General features: G+C 71.4%; 11 protein-coding genes. 7 read left to right on the plus strand and 4 right to left on the minus strand.

Features of this window, described 5'->3' with window-relative positions; genetic code table 11:
* Positions 1-108 precede the first annotated feature (108 nt).
* Positions 109-1,188 (plus strand): DUF2637 domain-containing protein, encoded by a 1,080-nt coding sequence (locus OG574_RS14140; RefSeq protein WP_326773519.1) that lies wholly within the window; start codon positions 109-111, stop codon positions 1,186-1,188.
* A 61-nt stretch (positions 1,189-1,249) separates the two neighbouring features.
* On the opposite strand, the gene OG574_RS14145 is transcribed toward OG574_RS14140, so the two are convergent.
* The 4 genes from OG574_RS14145 to OG574_RS14160 all read right to left on the minus strand — a co-directional run bounded on the left by OG574_RS14145 (position 1,250) and on the right by OG574_RS14160 (position 9,191).
* Positions 1,250-1,741: an ATP-binding protein gene (locus OG574_RS14145; protein ID WP_326773520.1), complete on the minus strand. Its 492-nt coding sequence runs from the start codon at positions 1,739-1,741 to the stop codon at positions 1,250-1,252.
* 159 nt (positions 1,742-1,900) lie between these two features.
* Positions 1,901-3,646 carry a pyruvate dehydrogenase gene (locus tag OG574_RS14150; protein WP_326773521.1) on the minus strand — a complete coding sequence of 582 codons (1,746 nt, stop codon included), beginning with the start codon at positions 3,644-3,646 and terminating at the stop codon, positions 1,901-1,903.
* Positions 3,647-3,716: 70 nt separating this feature from the next.
* On the minus strand, positions 3,717-5,291 hold the full coding sequence (locus OG574_RS14155; protein WP_326773522.1) for a protein phosphatase 2C domain-containing protein: 1,575 nt from the start codon (positions 5,289-5,291) through the stop codon (positions 3,717-3,719).
* 153 nt (positions 5,292-5,444) lie between these two features.
* A complete protein-coding gene (locus OG574_RS14160; RefSeq protein WP_326773523.1) occupies positions 5,445-9,191 on the minus strand; it encodes a S8 family peptidase in 3,747 nt (1,248 codons plus the stop codon).
* A gap of 198 nt (positions 9,192-9,389) precedes the next feature.
* Here OG574_RS14160 and OG574_RS14165 point away from each other — a divergent pair, with 198 nt between their 5' ends.
* From OG574_RS14165 to OG574_RS14190, 6 genes are all read left to right on the plus strand, one after another.
* Complete coding sequence (locus OG574_RS14165; RefSeq protein WP_326773524.1) at positions 9,390-10,442, plus strand: winged helix-turn-helix transcriptional regulator; 1,053 nt, start codon at positions 9,390-9,392, stop codon at positions 10,440-10,442.
* Positions 10,443-10,611: 169 nt separating this feature from the next.
* A complete protein-coding gene (locus OG574_RS14170; RefSeq protein WP_326773525.1) occupies positions 10,612-11,094 on the plus strand; it encodes a DUF456 domain-containing protein in 483 nt (160 codons plus the stop codon).
* A gap of 153 nt (positions 11,095-11,247) precedes the next feature.
* Complete coding sequence (locus tag OG574_RS14175; protein ID WP_326773526.1) at positions 11,248-13,575, plus strand: glycosyl hydrolase family 95 catalytic domain-containing protein; 2,328 nt, start codon at positions 11,248-11,250, stop codon at positions 13,573-13,575.
* 174 nt (positions 13,576-13,749) lie between these two features.
* A complete protein-coding gene (locus OG574_RS14180) occupies positions 13,750-15,447 on the plus strand; it encodes an MFS transporter (RefSeq protein ID WP_326773527.1) in 1,698 nt (565 codons plus the stop codon).
* Positions 15,444-16,874 (plus strand): amidase, encoded by a 1,431-nt coding sequence (locus OG574_RS14185; RefSeq protein WP_326773528.1) that lies wholly within the window; start codon positions 15,444-15,446, stop codon positions 16,872-16,874. Before OG574_RS14180 ends, OG574_RS14185 begins: the two co-directional genes overlap by 4 nt.
* Positions 16,875-16,951: 77 nt before the next feature.
* On the plus strand, positions 16,952-17,320 hold the full coding sequence (locus OG574_RS14190; RefSeq protein WP_326773529.1) for a PPOX class F420-dependent oxidoreductase: 369 nt from the start codon (positions 16,952-16,954) through the stop codon (positions 17,318-17,320).
* The last annotated feature ends 1 nt before the right edge of the window (position 17,321 follow it).

Below are 17,321 nucleotides of genomic sequence, written 5' to 3' on the forward strand. Positions count from 1 at the left end.
CCCCCTCGCACTCCAATGGCGTTCTCTTGTCCCGAAACTCCTTGCGCACAGGTGGCCTTGAGTCAATATGGCGGCCGAAAAGCCCTACCGCGACGCAAGGGACCCCAGATGAGACTGACCGACATATCGCTGGACTGGCTGCTTCCCGGCGCCGTGCTGCTCCTGGGCCTGCTGGCGGCGGTGGCGGTCCTCGCGCGCAGCAAGCGCGCCGGGGAGAGGGCGGCCGCATCGTCCGACGACTCGTGGGAGCGCAGCGAGGAACGCCGCAGGCGCAAGGAGGCCGTCTACGGCACCGCGTCCTACCTGCTGCTGTTCTGCTGCGCCGCCGTGGCCGCCGCGCTCTCCTTCCACGGGCTTGTCGGCTTCGGCCAGCAGAACCTGAACCTGTCCGGGGGCTGGGAGTACCTCGTCCCGTTCGGCCTCGACGGCGCGGCCATGTTCTGCTCCGTGCTCGCGGTGCGCGAGGCGAGCCACGGCGACGCGGCGCTCGGCTCCCGGATACTCGTGTGGACCTTCGCGGGCGCCGCCGCCTGGTTCAACTGGGTGCACGCGCCGCGCGGCATCAGTCACGCGGGCGCCCCGCACTTCTTCGCCGGCATGTCCCTGTCCGCCGCGGTCCTCTTCGACCGCGCACTGAAGCAGACCCGCCGCGCGGCCCTGCGCGAACAGGGCCTGGTGCCGAGGCCGTTGCCGCAGATCCGGATCGTGCGGTGGCTGCGCGCGCCCCGCGAGACGTACGGCGCCTGGTCGCTGATGCTGCTCGAAGGGGTGCGCACCCTGGACGAGGCAGTGGAGGAGGTGCGCGAGGACAAGCGCGAGAAGGAGCAGAACCGGCTGCGCAGGCGCGAGCACGAGAAGCTGGAGCGGGCCCAGCTCAAGGCGATCAGCCGGGGTCATCCCACGCTCGGAGGGCGCGGAGGGCGCCAGGTGGACGTGCAGACCGCCGTCTCCGCGGGGGCCGGCACGGGGCAGGCGGGCGCGGAGCCTGCCATATCGGAGGACCCGCCGCCCTCACCCCAGGAACAGCTCCCGCTGCGCGCGCGTCCCTCCCTCCAGGCCGTCAAAGGCGGCCCTGAAGCCGGCAAGCCCGTCACGGTCGACCTCACGGCGGAGGACGACACCCAGGCCCTGCCGCGGCTCGACTCACTGGAGCAGAAGCTCAAGGACCTCGAGCAGCAATTCGGCTAGGGAGCGTCCGAAGGGAGTTCGGCCCGGCGGGCTTGCCGTTCCGGGCGGTGGTCCCGCGGTGTCACGCGGGACCACCGTCCAGTTCGAACCAGACCACCTTGCCCACCCCCAGGGCCCGTACGCCCCAGGCGTCCGCGAGGGACTGCACCAGGACGAGACCCCGGCCGTTCGTACCGTCGTCGGCGACCGGTGCGCGCAGCCTCGGCCTGCGCCCCACGAAGTCCCTGACCTCCACCCGGAGCCGCTTCGGCCCGACGGTGGCCGTGAGGACGGCGTCGTGGTCGGTGTGCACCAGGGCGTTCGTCACCAGTTCGCTGGTGAGCAGCTCCGCGGTCTGCGACCTCTCCGGCGGGCCCCACTCGTCGAGGAGTTCACGCAGTGCGCGTCTCGCCTCGGGCACCGCCCGCAGATCGGACCGCCCCAGCGTGCGCCTGAGCTTCGCGCCGCCGTCCGTCGTGCCGTCTGTCGCCGCCCCGTCGCCGCCCGGCGCTCCCTCCGTTGGGGAGCGTCCGGCCACCTTGGTGGGAACGCGCCCTCGTACCAGCCGTTTCATGACCCCCGCCCGCACGCCGATGACCTTGACCCTTCTCCTGCGACCACGCTCGAACGCGTACACGGGAATGCATGCCCCGCACGCATGTCCGCACTCCTGTGGATTCATCCACCAACGAACTCGTGGCCCGGCAGGCGCCGGCAGGGCGACACGTACCGGCTACGGGCGCGGCACGTTGCGGATGTTGGAGCGGGCCATCTGCACCATGCGGCCGACACCGCCGTCCAGGACGATCTTGGAAGCGGAGAGCGCGAAGCCCGTCACCATCTCGGCGCTGATCCTCGGCGGGATCGACAGGGCGTTGGGGTCGGTGACGATGTCGACGAGGGCGGGGCCCTTGTGCTTGAAGGCGTCCTTCAGCGCCCCGGCGAGCTGCTTCGGCTTCTCCACGCGCACCCCGTACGCGCCGCACGCGCGGGCGACGGCCGCGAAGTCGGGGTTCTTGTTCGCCGTCCCGTACGACGGGAGCCCCGCCACGAGCATCTCCAACTCGACCATCCCGAGGGATGAGTTGTTGAAGAGGACGACCTTGACCGGCAGGTCGTACTGGACGAGGGTCAGGAAGTCTCCCATCAGCATGGAGAACCCGCCGTCGCCCGACATCGAGACGACCTGGCGGCCGCGGTCGACGAACTGGGCGCCGATCGCCATCGGCAGCGCGTTGGCCATGGAGCCGTGCGAGAACGAACCGATCACGCGGCGGCGCCCGTTGGGCGAGATGTAGCGCGCCGCCCACACGTTGCACATGCCCGTGTCGACCGTGAACACGGCGTCGTCGGCGGCGAGTTCGTCCAGTACGGAGGCGACGTACTCCGGGTGGATCGGGACGTGCTTCTCGACCTTCTTCGTGTACGCCTTGATGACGCCTTCGAGGGTGTCCGCGTGCTTCTTGAGCATCTTGTCGAGGAAGCGCCGGTTCGTCTTCGGCTGCACGCGCGGGGTCAGACAGCGCAGCGTCTCGCGCACGTCGCCCCACACCGCGAGGTCCAGCTTCGAGCGCCGGCCGAGGTGCTCCGGCCTGACGTCGACCTGGACGATCTTCACGTCCTTCTGCGGCAGGAACGCGTTGTACGGGAAGTCCGTGCCGAGCAGGATCAGCAGATCGCACTCGTGCGTCGCCTCGTACGCGGCGCCGTACCCGAGCAGCCCGCTCATCCCGACGTCGAACGGGTTGTCGTACTGAATCCATTCCTTGCCGCGCAGGGCGTGCCCGACCGGAGACTTGATCTTCTCGGCGAACCCCATGACCTCGGCGTGCGCGCCCGCGGTGCCGCTGCCGCAGAAGAGGGTGACCTTGGCGGCCTCGTCGATCATCTCGACGAGCCGGTCGATCTCCGTGTCGCCCGGGCGGATGGTCGGCCGGGACGTGACGATCGCCGTCTCGACGGACTTCTCGGGGGCGGGCCGGTCGGCGATGTCGCCGGGCAGCGTGACGACGCTGACGCCCGACTGGCCGACCGCGTGCTGGATCGCCGTCTGCAGGACGCGCGGCATCTGCTGCGGGTTGGAGATCATCTCGCTGTAGTGCGAGCACTCCTGGAAGAGCCGGTCCGGGTGGGTCTCCTGGAAGTAGCCGAGGCCGATCTCGCTCGACGGAATGTGCGAGGCGAGGGCCAGGACCGGGGCCATGGAGCGGTGGGCGTCGTAGAGCCCGTTGATGAGGTGCAGATTGCCGGGCCCGCAGGAGCCGGCGCAGGACGTCAGCTTCCCCGTGATCTGCGCCTCCGCCCCGGCGGCGAATGCTGCGGTCTCCTCGTGCCGTACGTGGATCCAGTCGATCGCGGAGTTGCGGCGGATCGCGTCGACGACCGGGTTCAGGCTGTCACCGACGACGCCGTACATGCGCTTGACGCCCGCGCGGACGAGGATGTCGACGAACTGCTCGGCGACGTTCTGCTTGGCCATGACTCACGCGCCCCTTCACGAACCGGGTACTGAGGACACTCCTTTCCCCATGAATTCACAGCGGGCGCGGTTACGCCTCCCAAACAGCGGCGGCCGTGCGGTCGTCCGCGTACCCCTTGACCCGTACCTGGGTGTCCGCGAGGAAGGCGGTGAGGCCGGGCGGGCCGCTCCCGTTCCAGCGGCGCGTGAGGTGCCCGGACAGTTCCGGCTCGCCCCGCAGGGGCTCGGCGAGGCCCGCCGTGCACAGCAGGAGCGTGTCACCCGGGCGGGCGACGGAGGCCCGGAAGCGGAACGGGTCGCGGGGCTGCTCGGGTGCCGGCTCGTACGGGCTCGGGGGCGTGGTGATCCCGAGGTCCATGGTCAGGCGGTCGCCGTCGGGGGTCTCCGGCGGCGGTGAGCCGTAGCCGACGACGGGGGCGCCCGACACCTCGGAGACCTGCGGCTCGATGTCCTGCCACGCGCCGTCGCGCAGCCGGAACAGGCCGCCTCCGCCGACGCCGAAGAACACGCGGGTGCGGCAGTCGGGGTCGGCGGGCAGCAGGAGGCAGCGCAGGCTCGCCGTGTACTCCTCCGGTTCGAGGCCCTGCTCGGCGGCGCTCGCCCTGAGTCTGCCGAGGCTGCGGTCGGTCAGGCGGTGCAGGCCCGACTTGAGGTCGCCCCGGTGGGCGGCGCGGATGTCCTCGGCGAGCCTCGCGTGGCTGCGGCCGACGGCACGGCCGATCCAGTCGCAGGCCTCGGCCGCCGCGCGGTGCGCCCCGGGGGCGGCGCGGGCGCCGGTGGCCATGGCGACCAGGATCAGGGCGCCGGGTCCCGTGCCGAACCGGGCGGTGAGCAGACAGTCGCGGCGGGGCTCGCCCCGGTAACGCGCGGAGTCGCCGCGCACGGACACCGCGCGCAGGGTGGATGTCCCGTATCTGGCGCCGTCCAGGACGGTGTCGGCGACGAGGTCGTCGAGGGTGTCGGGGTCGGCGGGCGGGAGCGCGGTGGGTTCCGCGTCGTAGGTGGGCGGGCCGTCGCCCACGTAGGGGATGACCGGGGGTTCGGGGCGGGCCCCGGGCCCTTCGGCGACGACCGCGTCCTGACCGGGGCCGGCGTCGGGGGCCGCGTCGGGGGCGTGCGCATCCGTGTCGGGCGCGCGGAGGTCCGGCGCGGCGGTGGGAGGGGGCGGTGGTGGCCGGTGGCCGGGCGGCGGTGGCCCGGGCGGAAAACTCCGGGGGCGCCCCGGAGCGTGTGCCGGGGGTTCCCACGGGGCGCGCGGGGCGCCCGGATCCGGCGGCGGGTCCACGGGCCGTGCAGGCGCCGGGGGCGGTGGCGGAGCCATCCGCTGCTCCGGGGGCGGTGGCGGTGGCGGAGCGATCCGCTGCTCCGGGACCGGCGCCCGCTCCGTGACCTGCTCGGGCACCGGCCCGGGGACCTGCTCGGGCACCGGCCCGGGGACCTGCTCAGGCACCGGTTCCGGGACCTGCTCCTCGCCCCTGTCGGAACCTGGTGGCGAGACCGTCCCCGACACCGAGGCGAAGCGGTCGTCGAGGGTGTCCGGGGCCGGGGCCGGGCCCGTGTCGTCGGTGGATTCGTCGTACAACTGCCCCCACCAGTCGTCGCCTTGACCGTGTCGGCCGGAGTTCCTCTCCCCCTGCTGGCTCATGCCCTTATTGTCCACCGCACGGGCCTTACGAAAACGGGACACTCGAAAACGACCAAAAATGGCCCCGAATGACCCGGCTTGAAGCGAAAAAGGTCCGCCGGACGACCCCACCCCCCACGGGAAGGACGCCCGGCGGACCGGCTCGTTCGGTGATCAGCGCACGTCGTAGGCGCGCGTCACCGTCTGCGTGACCGAGTTCCCCTTGGAGTCGGTCAGTTCGGCCTTGAGCGTGACCGGCTTGCCGGAGGCGCCCGCGTGGTTCACGGTCGCGCTCCACTTGCCGTCACGCTCACCGGTCGGCGCCTCGGTCCACGTGGTGCCGCCGTCGTAGGAGTACGACAGCTCGGCCGAGGTGATCTTGCCGGGCGTGTAGCCGGCGTGACCGGTCGCGGTGAGCGTGATCCGCTGGCCGTCCGTGGCGGGCAGCGTCTTGAGGTCGTCCTGCGGAAGGGCGTAGTGCGGGAAGAGCAGCGGGATGCCCTGCGAGTAGGCGTTCTCCTCGAGGTGCGAGCGGAACGACCAGGTCGTCGTCGTCTGCGTGGAGCGGTTCCAGGCGCCGAAACTCTGCTTGAACGTGTTGAGCGTCAGGTCGTACGACGAGTCGTCGGCCGGGACGTCGAACACACCGGACGGCCAGGCGCTGTCCCCGATGACCTCGCCGTCGCGCTTCAGCTCCATGCCACCGAAGTCGCCGAAGCTGCCCTGGACGCCCTGGTGTTCACTGTCGCCCCAGAAGCCGGGCGCGACACCGATCAGGTTGCCCTGGCGCTCGGCGGCGAGCGCCGGCTTCCCCGCCTCGTCGAGGGGCGTGGTGGGCGCGAGCACGCCGCCGTACCACTCCTCGGTGCGGTGCTCGCCCTTCTTGTACGTGCGCACCGGGTCGATCATGTACTCGCCCCAGGGGAAGCTGCTGGAGACCTGGTGGCCCCAGCCGGTGGTCCCCGCCGAGTAGAGCTCAGTGCGGTGGGAGGGCGCCGCCACGGTCTCGAAGTCACCGAAGTAGGCCGAGAGTCCGCTGGGGCGCGTGACGCTGGGGATGTCCATGTAGTCGGTGGGCGTACCCATCGCTCGGTACGTCGCCTTGTTCTCGGCGAGGTCGCGGTCGCGGACGGTGTAGGTGCGCGCGCTCTGCACCGGGCCGCTCTCGGGGAAGGCCAGGTTGTAGAGGTACGGGCTCTTCGCCGTGCCCTTCCAGTGGAGGGTCACGTCGCCGGCGCCGATCCGGGTGAGCAGGTCGGCGGCCTCGTCGGACGGGATACCGATGACGGGCAGGGAGCCGCCGATGAAGCCGACGGACGGGTAGAAGCGCCCCGGGATCGAGCGGTGGGCGAGGACGGCGATGGCTCCGGCGTCCTTGGCCGCCTTGGCCACGGCCGCGGCCGCGCCGTTGTCGGCGAGCTTGACCAGAGCGATCTTGCCCTTGACGCCGGCCGCGGCGAGCTCGGCGGCCGTACCGGACTTGGCGTCGACGACCTGGGCCTTGCCGGAGCCGTCGAGGTTGGCGGAGTTCGTCGCCCCGGCCACCGCGTGCAGCGCGGGGCCTCCTTCGACGCCGAACTCGGTCAGCTGCGGGGCCGCAGCGCGCCAGAAGCTGTCGAACTCGAAGGTGCCGTCGGTGGCCCGGCCCTCGACGTCGGCGTAGTAGCCGGCGATGCTGCGGCCGCCGGCCGCGGTGCCGGCGTGCAGCCAGGTGTCGTCCCAGCTGCGGGCGAACCCGAGGGTGGCGCCGCGCACTTCGGACGCCTTGTCGGTCTTCACGCTCAATCGGCCGGCCTTGCGGGCGTCGAGGACGACGGTGGTGTCCTTCTTGACCTCGAGCTGCGGACGGGCCAGGTAGGAAAGGGAGTTGAGGAGGGTGCCCTCGGTGTCGGGCGTGGCGACGAAGCTGGAGAGGAAGTAGCGGCCCGGACGCACCTGGTACGTCTGGTCGGCCGCGCCCTCGTTGAAGCGGCGCTCGCCTCTGGCGTCGTCGGTGCCGATCACGTCGACGGACGACTGGGCGTCGGCGGGCTTGCCGAGGCGGTCGACGAGCTTGACGCGCAGGGTGACCGTCTCGGGCTGCACGTACAGCGAGAACGGCGTGGAGACGCCGACGCCGTCGGCGGTGGCGAGCACGCGGCCGGTGACGTCGCCGTACTGGGCGGCCTTGAGCGAGGCGGTGGGGTCGATCTTCAGCGGGACCTTGACGGTCGCGCCCGCGGGGACGGTGACCGTGCGCTCGCCGAGCTTCGCGACGGAGGAGTGGACCGCGGAGCCGTCGTTGCCGGTGACGCCCTTGACGGAGAGGCTCAGTCGGACCGGCTTGTCGGTGGTGTTGGTGTAGGGCACGTCGACGGTGGTCCGGTCACTGCTGTCCTGCGGCCAGTTGAAGCTGCCGCCCTGGACGGCGCTCGCGCCGAGCACCTTCTCGTCGATCGCGGCCTTCACGTCGAGGCGGCCGCCGCCGGTCTCGCGCACGTCGCCGGGGATGGCCGCGTCCGCGGAGGACACGAGGGCCGACTTGATCTGCTGCGCGCTCCAGTCGGGGTGGCGCTGCTTGACGATGGCGGCGGCGCCCGCGACGTGCGGGGTCGCCATCGACGTACCGCTCATGGACTGGTACGCGTAGACGCCCCGGCCGCCCGCGGCGGCGGCCGAGATGTCGACGCCGGGCGCGGTGATCTCGGGCTTGAGGGTGTGCGAGCCGTAGGCCGGGCCGCGGCTGGAGAAGCTCGCGGTGGAGTCGTCGCGGTCGACGGCACCGACAGTCAGGACACTCGGGGCGCAGCCGGGTGAGGACACGGTGTTGTTGCCGGGGCCGGTGTTGCCCGCCGCGATGACGAAGAGGGTGTTCTTCGAGGACTGCGCGAGTTCTTCGGTGGCGATGGCCATCGGGTCGGTGCAGTCGGTCTGTGCGGGGTTGCCGAGGCTCATGGAGACGACGTCGGCGCCCTGGTCGACGGCCCACTGCATGCCGGCGATGATCCACGAAGTGGCGCCGGAGCCCGAGTCGTTGAGGACCTTGCCGTTGAGGAGCGAGGTGCCGGGGGCGACGCCGCGCTTCTTGCCGTCGCTCGCCGCGCCGGTCCCGCCGACGGTGGACGTGGTGTGGGTGCCGTGGCCCTGGTGGTCGGTCGCGTCGGGCGAGTCGGTGAAGTTCTTCGACTCGGCGACGCGCCCCTTGAGGTCGGGGTGGTCGGTGTCGACACCGGTGTCGAGAACGGCGACCTTGGTGCCCTTGCCGTCGTACCCGGCGGCCCACGCCTCGGGGGCGTGCACCTGCTTCGTCGACCGGTCGAGGCTGGCCTCCACCTTCTCGTCGAGCCACAGCTTCTTGAGGGAGCCGGCGGCGCGGGAGCGGGTGTTGGTGACGTCCGCCCAGAAGTCGGCGGCCTTCTTCTTGTCGGCCTTCAGCGCCACGCCGTCGACGGGGTCGAGCACGAGGCCGCGCTCGGCGCCGCGCGGGGCGGCGGGCGCGCTGCGGGCGACGTCGACGGACTTGTCGTAGACCGCGATGAGCGGCAGCGACTTGCTGTGCGCGTCGTCGTAGCCCTGGCGGACGAGGCCCGTGACGTTGAAGAGCTCCTCGTCGACGCGGCCGTCGGCGATCGCCTTGACGGCCCCGGCGGGATAGACGTAGAGGTCCTGGCCCGACGTCCGCGTCTGCACGAGCGGGGCGGTGCCGTCCTCGCCGGGGAGCGCGGTGGCCGCGCTGTGGCCCGAACCGTCCTTGGTCACCAGGATCCGGTCGCCCGTGACGAGCGTGACGACGGAGCCAGCCCCCTCCTTCGCGGCCGCCTCGCTGCCGACGAGCGGTCTCTTGGCGTCCTCCCGTGGCTCGGCCACGGTAGGCAGGGCCGCGGTGACGGCCAGGACGACGGCGGTCGCCGCCACCGAGGCCGTACGCGATATCGCGCGCATCGCTCTCCCTCTCCCCAGGTGAAAGCGCAGGTGAATACGGCACAAAGGCCGTATTCCCGGCGGATGTTGGTGCTGCGGTGGCGCCACATTGGCAGAGAGAGCGCTGGTGCGGGGAAGATGGGGCGCGGCGGGTTTGTGCCGTGGCCGTTTCCCGCCACGGTGCCGCCGGAACCGAGGCTCGGGGAGGGGCATCGCCGCATGCTGGGTGCGATAGGTCTGGACGAGATGCACGAGAGCGCCTACCGCGCGCTCGTGTCGCTGGGCGCGGCCGACGTGCCCGATCTCGCGGGGCGGCTCGCCCTCGCCGAGTACGAGACCGAGCACGCGCTGCGCAGGCTGGAGCGGCACGGGCTCGCGGCGCAGTCGTCCGCGCGGCCGGGGCGCTGGGTCGCGGCTCCGCCGGGCGTCGCGCTCGGCGCGCTCCTGACGCAGCAGCGGCACGAGCTGGAGAAGGCGGAGCTGGCGGCGGCGCTGCTCGCGGAGGAGTACCGGGCGCAGGCCGCCGAGCCCGCCGTGCACGATCTGGTCGAGGTGGTCACGGGCGCGGCGGCGGTCTCGCAGCGGTTCCTGCAGCTTCAGCTGGGTGCGACGGACGAGGTGTGCGCGTTGGTCACCGGCAACCCGATCGTCGTCTCGGGGATGGACAACGAGGCGGAGGAGCAGGCCACCGGCCGGGGTGTCGCGTACCGGGTCGTGGTGGAGCGCGAGGTGCTCTCGATGCCGACGGGGCTGACGGAGCTGTCGGCCGCGATCGGACGGGACGAGCAGGTACGGGTCGTGGACCGGGTGCCGACGAAGCTGGTGATCGCCGACGGGGCGCTCGCGATGGTGCCGCTGACCTCGCGCGGGGCGGAGCCCGCGGCGCTCGTCGTGCACGCGAGCGGGCTCCTGGAGTCGCTGTCCGGACTGTTCGAGGCGGTCTGGCGGGACGCGCTGCCGCTGCGGCTCGGCGAGAGCAGCCGCGCCATCACCGAGCAGGAGCCGGACGGCCCCGACGGCACGGACCTGGAGATCCTCTCCCTTCTTCTGGCCGGACTCACGGACGCGAGCGTCGCCAAGCAGCTCGACCTGGGGCTTCGCACGGTCCAGCGCAGGGTGAAGCGCCTGATGGAACTGGCCGGTGTGACGACGCGGCTCCAGCTGGGGTGGCATGCGTACGAGCGGGGCTGGGTGTCACGGGACGTGCCGGGGTCGGACCGGGGCGGGGAGCGGATTCAGGAGCGAACCGGGGAGCACGGCGCGGAGGGGTGACTTCCGGGTCGAGACGATCCGGCGATGGAGCGCGGTGCCAAGCAGGCCCGGGGCCGGATCGGGGAGCACGGCGCGGAGGGGTGACTTCCGCGGCCGGAAGCCGTCGGTGGTGGCGGAGCGTGAAGCTCTGCGATCTGCGGGTTCGGCCGTTGTCCGGCACTCTTGGCAGATGGGCGTGTGGGAACTCCTGCTGGTGGGAGTGGTGATGCTGCTCGGCCTGTGCGGAGTGCTCGTGCCCGGGGTGCCCGGGTCGTGGCTCGTGTGGGCCGCGGTCCTCGTGTGGTCGCTCCAGGACCCGAACGGGCTGGCCTGGGGTGTTCTGGTCGGCGCCACCGCTGTCCTGCTCGCCTCTCAGGTGCTTCGCTGGCAGCTCCCGCCGCGCCGGCTGCGCGAGAGCGGGGCCACGCGCCGCACCGCGATATGGGCGGGGACCGGCGCCCTGGTCGGTTTCTGCGTGATCCCGGTGATCGGATCGATCCCGGGGTTCGTCGGAGGTATCTACCTCTGCGAGCGCCTGCGCCTCGGCCGGCACGGCGACGCCGTCGCCTCGACCCGGACCGCGATGCGGGCCGGCGGCTCCAGCGTCCTGGCCGAACTCTTCGCCTGCCTGCTCATCGTGGGCGCCTGGATCGGGGCCGCGATCTGGGGCTAGCCGCTCCGGTTCATGTACACGTACAGCATCCACGTAGCGCGAGTTACATCGGATCTCTCCCGGCATATTGACGGGCTCTCGTCACATCTCTAGCTTGCCGCAGGGGATAGCTCCGATGAATCGACGTCCGCTTCGACACGTGGAGGCCGCGCCATGCCAAGACCGTCCAGAAGGACCGTGCTCGCCACCGGATCCACCCTCGCCGGGGCCGCGCTGGCGGGCGGGCTGCCGTCACCGGCCACCGCCGCCACTCCCGTCGCGCCTCCCGCCACAGCCGTCAGCGCTCCCTCCGAAGACGCCTGGCGCACCGTCCTCGACGACGCCGACCTCGTCTGGCAGAAGATGCCGAAGACCTGGTACGAGGGCCCTTACCTGGGCAACGGCCTCCTCGGCTCCGGGATCTACCAGGAGCCCGGGAAGAACGCGATCCGCTTCAACGTCCAGCACTCCGAGGTCCAGGACCACCGCCCGGAGTTCGGCTCCCTGTTCGGTCTGGCGCGGCTGCCCATCGGCTACTTCACGCTGGAACCCGTCGGCGCCATCACCGGCCTCGACTGGCGCCTGCGCCTTCGCGACGCGGAGCTGACCGGCACCCTCACCACCGACCAGGGCACGCTCACGATCCGCGCCCAGGTCACCAACGCGCTCTCCGTCCTCGCCGTCGAGGTCACCCCGTCCGAGGGCGAGCGCGGCTTCGCGTGGGTCTTCCACCCCGCCCAGTCGATCAGCCCGCGCGCCGCGTTCCAGCCGATCCCCGCCGGCTACGAGGGCAACCCGCCCGCCGAGTCCGGTGAGTACGACGGCATCTCCGCCTCCGTCCAGCCGCTCCTGTCCGGCGGCCAGCACGTCACCGCCTGGCGCGAGCGCACCCGCGGCGAGCGGCGGACGCTGTACGTGAACGTGGCGCACTCCTTCCCGAAGTCCACCGCCCGCGACCGGGCCGTCCGGACGGTGCGCGCCGCGGCCGTGCTCCCCTACGACGCCCTCGCCGTGACCCATCGCGCCTGGTGGCACGCGTACTACCGCAAGAGCTTCCTGTCCGTCCCCGACGCGCGCATCCAGCGCTTCTACTGGATCCAGCTCTACAAGACGGCGTCCGCCGCCCGCCGGGACGCCCCCGTGATGGCGACCAGCGGCCCCTGGCTGGAGCCGACGCCGTGGCCCGCGACCTGGTGGAACCTCAACGTGCAGCTGGAGTACTGGCTGATCCACGGCTCGAACCACCTCGAACTCGACGCCGTCACGCGGGCGCTGGGCGAGTTCCGGGACAACCTCACCGCCGAGATGGCCGCCCCGTACCGCGCCGACTCGCTCGGCATCCCGCGCACCACGGACATGCACCTCGTCAACGGCGGCGCGACGAGCAACGCGCAGGGCTACGGCGTCGGCATCCCCGGCCAGGACACTCCGACCCCCGAGGTCGGCAACCTCACCTGGGCGCTGCACAACGTGTGGCTGAGCTACCGGCACACCATGGACGAGAAGATCCTGCGCGACGTCCTCTTCCCGCTGCTGCGCAAGGCGATCAACTACTACCTGCACTTCCTGGAGCCGGGAGCCGACGGCAGGCTGCACCTGCCCGCGACGTTCTCGCCCGAGTACGGCGGCAACACCCGCGACTGCAACTACGACCTGATGCTCCTGACGTGGGGCTGCCGCACCCTCCTCGATTCGGCCGAACTCCTGGGCATCGACGACGAGTTGGCGCCGCGTTGGCGGGAGGTGCTCGCCAGGCGCGTGGCCTACCCGACGGACACGAACGGCTTCATGATCGGCGCGGACATCCCCTTCGCGAAGTCCCACCGCCACTACTCGCACATGCTCGCGGTGTACCCGCTGTACGAGCTGACCGGCCGCACCTCCGACGAACTCGCCCTGATCGAGAAGTCGCTGGCCCACTGGGTCGGCTTCGAAGGGGCCCTCCAGGGCTATACGTTCACGGGCGCGGCCTCGATGTCGGCGCTGCTCGGCAAGGGCGAGGACGCCCTGAAGTACCTGGGCCAGCTGATGTCCCGCTTCATCCAGGCCAACACCATGTACAAGGAGTCGGGCCCGGTCATCGAGACGCCGCTGTCGGCCGCCCAGTCCCTGCACGACATGGTGTGCCAGTCCTGGGGCGGCGTGATCCGCGTCTTCCCGGCCCTGCCCGCCGCATGGAAGGACCTCGCCGTCCACAACTTCCGTACGCAGGGCGCCTTTCTGCTGAGCGCGGTACGCGAGGGCGGCACGACGCGCTGGGTGCGGCTGCTGAGCGAGGCGGGCGCACCGTGTGTGGTGCGGCACGGCATCGCGGGCGCGGTCGACGTACGCGACGGCCGGGGCAGGCCGCTCCGCTACGAGGACACGGGCGACGGCGCGATCCGGATCACCCTGCGCAAGGGCGACTCGGCGCTCGTCACGGCGAAGGGCGACCGCCCCGACCTGAGCGTCGAGCCGGTCACGGCGAACGCGCCGGCGGAGCGCTGGGGACTGCCCGCCTGACGCCGGCGCGTATCCCCGCGGCCCGGGCCTGCCCGCCTCCGGGCAGGCCCGGGCCACACACTCCCGCCGTAACGAGATCACAAACCCTTGTCCTACCCCTAGGAGATACCGACTGGACGGTATTAGCCTCCCCGACCATGCACACGCTGGCGTGTGTCTCGACAGCAGGGAGGCATGATGTCGGTTTCGTCACCGGCGGGCACGGCGCGGCGCACCAGCCGGCCAATCCCCTCAGCTCTGAGCCGCCTCGGCGGCAGACGGCTCGACCACTACCCCGAGAGTGGTCCCCGGTACTGGTACCTGGGCATCGTCGTGCTCGTCACGATCGTTCTCTACTACCAGCTGTACATCCAGTACGCGGTGTCGACAGCCATCATCAGCCACTACCACATGACGTTCCTGTACTTCGTCTACATATCGGTGGCCGCCAACGCGGTGGGCGCCTTCTCGTCCCTGGTGGCCGGCCTCGCCGACCGCTGGGGCCGGGCGAACATCGTGGTCTACGGCCTGCTGGTGGTCGGACTGCTCACCACGTTCGCCCTGCCCAACGCGCCGGGCAAGGTGAGCTATCTGATCGTCTACGCGGCCGTGTCACTCGTCGAGGGCATGATCCTGGTCGCCACCCCGGCGCTCATCAGGGACTTCTCTCCGCAGCTCGGCCGGGCCTCGGCGATGGGCTACTGGACGATGGGGCCGATCATCGGCAGCCTCGTGGTCACCGCCGTCACCTCCCGCACCTTCAGCGGCTCCACCACCTGGCAGGACGAGATCCGCTTCGCGGGCATCAGCGGCCTCGTCATGTTCGTCGTCGCACTGTTCGGACTGCGTGAGCTGGCCCCGGCGCTGCGCGACCAGATCATGGTGAGCCTGCGCGACCGCGCGCTGGTCGAGGCACGCGCCAAGGGGATGGACACCGAGACGGCGCTGCGCGGACAGTGGCGCCAGATGCTCCGCCTCGACGTCATCGGCTCCGCCGTCGCCATCAGCGTCTACCTCCTGCTGTACTTCGCCGCCGTCGGCAACTTCGTGCTCTACTTCGCCACCAACTTCGGATACACCCCGCAGCGCGCCAACGCCCTGCTGAACTGGTACTGGGGAGCGAACGCGATCTCCCTGGTCCTGGCCGGCCTGTTCTCCGACCGCCTGCGCGTGCGCAAGCCCTTCATGCTGCTCGGCGCGCTCGGGTCCATAGGCTTCACGCTGGCGTTCACCCTGCACGCCACCCAACCGCACACCGGCTACTACACGTTCGCGTTCATCGTGGCGGGCATCGGCGTCACCAGCGGTATCGCCTACTCGCCGTGGATGGCGAGCTTCACGGAGACGGTCGAGCGGCACAACCCGGCGGCCACCGCCACGGGCCTCGCCGTGTGGGGCTGGATCGTGCGGATCACCGTCGCCCTGTCCGCCGCCTTCGTACCGCTCGTCGTGAGCACCGTGACCCCGCTGATCGAACACGGCGCGGAGGTCAAGGCGGCGTCGGTGCAGGCGGCTCCGGCCCTCGCCATCACCGACGCCCACCCGAAGCTCTTCGCCGAACTCGGCTCGTACGCACCGGACAAGGTGCCCGCCCCGCTGCTGGCCCAGGCCCGGAAGGAGGTCGGCGCCGAAGGTCTGGAGACCGTGCAGAAGGCGGCGCCACAGCTGAAGATCCTGCGCGAGCACGGGCCCGAGGTGCAGCGGGCGAGCGCGGACAACGCGCACGCGTGGCAGACCTGGTGGTGGGTGTGTCTCGGCGGACAGGTGCTGTTCCTGCCGTTCATCTTCGTGATGACGGGCAGGTGGCGGCCGCGCGACGCGCGACGCGACGTCGAGGAGCACGAGGAACTGGTGGCCCGGCAGGTCGCCGAACTGAAGGAGAGCACCGCATGACCGCCGCGACTCGGCTGCACGCACTCGGCGCCCTCGAACAGGCCGCCGCCGTCCGCAAGGGCGAGGTCGGCCCGGTGGAACTCGTACGGCATCACCTGGACCGGGTGGAGCGTTACGACGAGCAGTTCGGCGCCTTTGTGACGGTGACGCCCGACGCCGCTCTCGCCGAGGCGGCGGCCGCGCAGGAGCGGCGCGCGGACGGGGACCTGCCGCCGCTGTTCGGCGTGCCGACGGCCGTCAAGGACCTGGTGGACACGGCCGGTGTGCGCACGTCGTACGGGTCCAAGGCCTTCGGCGGCCATGTGCCGGAGGCCGACGCCTACAGCGTGACCCGGCTGCGCGAGGCCGGCACGATCAGCCTCGGCAAGACCAACACCCCTGAATTCGGCTGCTGTTGCTACACCGACAACGATCTGTCGGGTCCGGCCCGCAACCCGTGGGACCCTGCCCTGTCCGCCGGAGGATCCAGCGGCGGGGCGGCGGTGGCCGTGGCGCTCGGCCTCGTGCCGGTCGCCCACGCCAGCGACGGGGGCGGCTCCATCCGGATCCCGGCGAGCATCTGCGGCCTCTTCGGCATCAAGCCGTCGCGGGGCCGGGTCAGTTCGGGCCCCGCCGGGATCGAGGTCAACGGCCTTTCCGTACAAGGGCCGTTGGCGCGCAGTGTGCGCGACGCGGCGGCGCTGCTCGACGCGCTGGCGGGGCCCGAGCAGGGCGACCCGCACTGGGCACCGCCGCTCCCGCCGGGCGAGACGTTCCTCTCGTATGCCGAGCGCTCCCCCGGGCGGCTGCGCATCGGCCGGTACGCGCGGCCCGCCGCCGAAGGCGTGACGGTGGACCCGGCATGCCTGGCGGCCTGGGAGCACGCCTCGCACCTGCTCGAAGATCTCGGGCACGTCGTGGAGGACATCCCGACGCCGTTCGGTCCCGAGATCAGCGGCCACTTCGTGACGGCGTGGGGAGTTCAGTCGCTCGGACACACCCTCGACGCCGGAGCGGAGGAGCTGCTGCGGCCGGTGACCCGGGCGTGGCGCGAGTTCGGCCGTGGCATCAGCGGCGAGCAGCTCGCGGCCGCGATCACCGGGATGCAGCGCGCCGCACGCCGTGCGGTACGGGCGACGTCCGGCTACGACGCCGTACTCACCCCGACGCTGGCCACGCTGCCGCAACCGCTCGAGTTCTTCGACGAGTCCGGCGACCCGCTCGACAACCTGCGCCGGCAGAGCGCGTTCAGCGCCTTCACCAGCCCGTACAACATGACGGGCCAGCCGGCGGTCAACGTCCCGCTGTACTGGACCCCACAGGGCGGGATCCCGGTGGGAGTCTCCCTGGTGGGACGCCCCGCCGACGAGGCCACCCTGATCGCCCTGAGCGCGCAGCTGGAGGAAGCGCACCCCTGGCACGACAGGTACGCACGCCTCTTCTCTTAGCCGCCGGGACGCATCGGGCAACGGCCCTAGGACCGGGGCCCGATGCATGGCGGGGGCGATCGTGTTTGGCTGAGGCCATGACCGAATTCAGCGAGGCCGAGCTCACCTATCTGAAGTCCCAGCGCCTGGGACGGCTGGCCACCGTCGACCCGAAGGGCCAGCCGCAGGCGAACCCTGTGGGGTTCTTCCCGCAGGACGACGGCACGATCCTGGTCGGCGGATACACGCTCGGGAAGACGAAGAAGTGGCGCAACCTCCAGGCGAACCCGAAGGTCGCGCTCGTCGTCGACGACATCCTCAGCGTCAAGCCGTGGAAGGTGCGTGGCGTCGACATCAGGGGCGAGGCGGAACTCCTCACCGGCCCGCACCACCTGGGCGCGCACTTCAGCGAAGAGCTCATCCGGATCCACCCGCACAAGATCCACAGCTGGGGGCTCGACGACTAGG

The sequence above is a fragment of the Streptomyces sp. NBC_01445 genome (genome assembly GCF_035918235.1).
Classification (GTDB): Bacteria; Actinomycetota; Actinomycetes; order Streptomycetales; family Streptomycetaceae; genus Streptomyces.